General features: G+C 41.6%; 4 protein-coding genes and 1 pseudogene. All 5 read left to right on the top strand.

Annotation, left to right across the window (positions count from 1 at the left end):
- The first annotated feature begins 86 nt into the window (after window positions 1-86).
- Entirely contained in the window at window positions 87-569 is a 483-nt protein-coding gene (locus MES37_RS23865) for a hypothetical protein (protein WP_237932781.1), read from the top strand.
- A gap of 127 nt (window positions 570-696) precedes the next feature.
- Window positions 697-906: a hypothetical protein gene (locus MES37_RS23860; RefSeq protein WP_237932780.1), complete on the top strand. Its 210-nt coding sequence runs from the start codon at window positions 697-699 to the stop codon at window positions 904-906.
- A gap of 71 nt (window positions 907-977) precedes the next feature.
- Complete coding sequence (locus MES37_RS23855) at window positions 978-1,370, top strand: hypothetical protein (RefSeq protein ID WP_237932779.1); 393 nt, start codon at window positions 978-980, stop codon at window positions 1,368-1,370.
- A 342-nt stretch (window positions 1,371-1,712) separates the two neighbouring features.
- A protein-coding gene (locus tag MES37_RS23850) for an IS3 family transposase (protein ID WP_237932778.1) occupies window positions 1,713-2,854 on the top strand; the annotation gives its coding sequence in 2 pieces (ribosomal slippage) (window positions 1,713-1,977 and window positions 1,977-2,854; 1,143 coding nt in all).
- A gap of 131 nt (window positions 2,855-2,985) precedes the next feature.
- Window positions 2,986-3,298, top strand: a pseudogene (locus MES37_RS23845) (integrase core domain-containing protein); the annotation flags it as partial.
- Window positions 3,299-3,301: the final 3 nt, after the last annotated feature.

The raw sequence follows: 3,301 nt of genomic DNA, 5'->3' as shown, positions 1-3,301 counted from the left end.
GTTGATCTATAATAAATTATATTAAATGGTATCATAAAAGTGAGGTTTTTATGCCTGTATCATACTTTAGTAAGCCGGCATCATGCTTGAATAAAATGCTGTTAAAGCGTAGGGTAATGCAAGTACTTTATCCAAAGTGTGTTGATCAAGATCCAGCTAATCCGGAGTATGTCTATGAGCTGACCCGGCTTGGTAATGGGCAGTATAGAACGATTAATATGGTAACAAGAACAGGAGGTCCAGAACCTGATGGAAAAGGGTGGGTGTTTGTCATTATGGAAGATGCGCCAAATATTGTTATATGTGGAAAGGCCGATTATGAGAATGTTCACGGGCATACCTCTTTGACAGGGATGATGGAAAGAAATATAAAAGGAAAGATTGAGTCAGTAGAGCGCGGTGTCTATTTTGCTGGCGAACTTACATTTAGGTTTGGTAAATTAATCCGGTGGAGTAATTCTAGTGGCCATTTTCTCCCCAAAAGAGAGCTTGCTTTCATGAATATTCCACCGTCGGTTAAATATATTCTTCCAATTGATCTTTTCAAACCGGACGATAAGTGGTTTTAATTTCTATGCATAGGTTTATGGGGGAGATGGTTTTTTACTGTACAACCATTTCTCCTATATAATATGCAGCATTTCCAATGTGTGAGTATGTAAATATTCATGTGCTGGTCGATTATAAGCAGGTAATATGGATACAATTAGATTTATCACTAGTATGAATGGTCAGGTTTTAAAATTTAACCAACGTGAGTATATAAATAAAAATAAATGGGATCATAGTGATCCTTCTAAACGGAGAGGAGCATGGATTGGCAATGAACATGATTCATCAGGTAGAGTGATTTTATATGGGTTGGAAGGGGGGTATGTTTTGGGTTGGTTGCAGCCTTTCTTATGAATGGCTGTAATTATATTAAATTCATTGAGTTCATAAACTCTGCTAGAGGATATTCAATTGTCCGAGGGGTCATGAACATTCAGCAGCAACTATATATTACAGGAAAAATTACTGAAATGCCTCGGTCCTTTAGGGAAATATTGAAAATAAATAAGGTTAATTTCCTTAAAACGATAACTTCCCTGACAAGCGCTACTCCTAAATTAATGGCTGACTTTATTGCATGTAATATACAGGAAAATCAGACCCAGCATGTGACTATAAAGTCATCTGATAGTGCCCACTCATTAGGGGTAATGCTTCATAGTAGTCAGTTGGTAGTATTTGATCCTAATAATGGTTATTTTTATTTTAATGTGTTAGTTAACTCTTATCATAAAGTAGCCAGGGGGTTTCTGGAGCATCTGCTAATAAAATATTATAATCAATATCGTATAGTTGTGGTTGATTCATATGCATTGTGACTCAATTTGGCAATGTTATGAAACTTTATAATCCTTTGTAGTCATTGATATTCCCAAGTAAAAATTATTGCAGGGCCGTATTTTACCGCCCTGTGTGTAAGTACCCGATTAATCGTGCCATTCACATTTAGAGATCCTCCGGGATACTCATCCTGCCGATGAAGGAACTCGCTATGCGTAAAGCGCATTTTAGTTGGCCCTGTATGGACGTCCTAGGTGGTGCAAGTACTGGTTTGATGCGGTTTGCGACCATATATCCGGAGTCATTATTGTGTTATGGATCAGCCATTCAGGATACCTCTAAACCCTGTTAATGTTAAAACAGTGAACATGAGGTGATGCATGATCGAAACTCGTCGGACTAAGCGCACATTTTCCCCGGAGTTCAAACTCGAAGCTATCGGGCAGGTTATTAAATACCAGCGAGATGTACGGGAAGTCGCGCAGGCGCTCGAACTCCACCCTGATCATCTGCGCAAATGGATACGGTTGTATAAGCAGGAACTTCAGGGTATTGAGCCCGTTGGCAATGCTATTACACCTGAACAACGGGAAATTCAGCAGCTTAAAGCCCAGATAAAGCATCTTGAAAAGGAAAAAGAAATACTAAAGCAGGCTGCCGTGCTGATGAGCGAAATCCCCGGAAAGCTATCGCGCTAATCACACGGCTGAAAGCAAAATGGCCAGTACGGGTTCTTTGTCATTTATTCGGTGTTCACCGTAGCGTTTATTACGTGCAGAGAATTGAATTACGAAGTCGGGTGAGAGCATTTCATGCGCTCAGTCGTGGCGCTGCAGGTAGTCGGGCAATCAGCCAGATGCTGCGCCAGAGTGGCGTTGAGGCAGGCCGGTGGCTGGCTCGACGGCTGATGCAGGAATGTGGACTGATAAGTTGTCAACCCGTTAAACATCGCTATCGGGTAAACGAAGAGAATAATCCGGCAATGCCAAATTTATTGAATCGGCAGTTTAACCCCGGTGCACCAAACCGTGTCTGGTGCGGCGACATCAGCTTTATTCGCCTGCAGAACAAATGGTGCTATCTCGCGCTTGTCGTTGATTTATATTCACGCCGGATTATCGGTTCAGCCCTCTCATTAACAGCCGATGCTGATTTGGTGTGCAGGGCTTTGCGTAATGCCCTGGAAACACGACCGCGTGATGGCCGTCTGTTGTTTCATTCAGATCAAGGGGTTCAATATAAAAGCAATAAATACAGAAAGTTACTCTGGCGTTATGGAGTAATGCAAAGTATGAGTCGCAGAGGGAATTGCCTGGATAATTCCCCGATGGAAAGAGTCTTTCGCAGCTTTAAAAGTGAATGGCTTCCCAAAGGTGGTTATGGTGATTTTAGCCATGCAGTACGCGATGTAAACCAATGGATAAATGGTTATTACAATGTGTACCGGCCTCATACGAACAATGGTGGTTTATCGCCTTGCTTGCATGATGAAACGTGGAAACAGGTTATTCCGGTGTCCTGATTTTGTGATCCACAACACTGGAGTCACAAACGATTACTGTATGCCGAAGCTGAATTTTCGTCGAAAGGCAGCAGCGTCTACTGTTCATAATCATTACCTCTGACTATACCGGAAGCGTTAAACCAGAATAGTCAATTGATTTTATGCGTGATGCCCTTATTGTGGTCGCCGTTTTAGAACATTCAACGTCGTGGATGACTTTAATCGTGACGCGTTGTCGATCGAAAGCGAATACTTTTACCGAAAGGTTTAACCGAACTTACCGAACAGAAATACTTGATTTTATATCTATTCAGAACACTGAATGAAGTTCGGGAAGTCACTGAAAGTTGGTTTTCGGAATATAACTGTTAACGACCGCATGAATCACGTCATAATATGATGCCGGAGGAATGGCGACTACACCATCATTTGGCCGGTATCTCAAAAAGTGCATGGAACTAAAAC

The organism is Buttiauxella sp. S19-1 (assembly GCF_022134725.1).
Classification (GTDB): Bacteria; Pseudomonadota; Gammaproteobacteria; order Enterobacterales; family Enterobacteriaceae; genus Buttiauxella; species Buttiauxella ferragutiae.
This window is presented reverse-complemented; position numbering and strand designations above follow the sequence as displayed.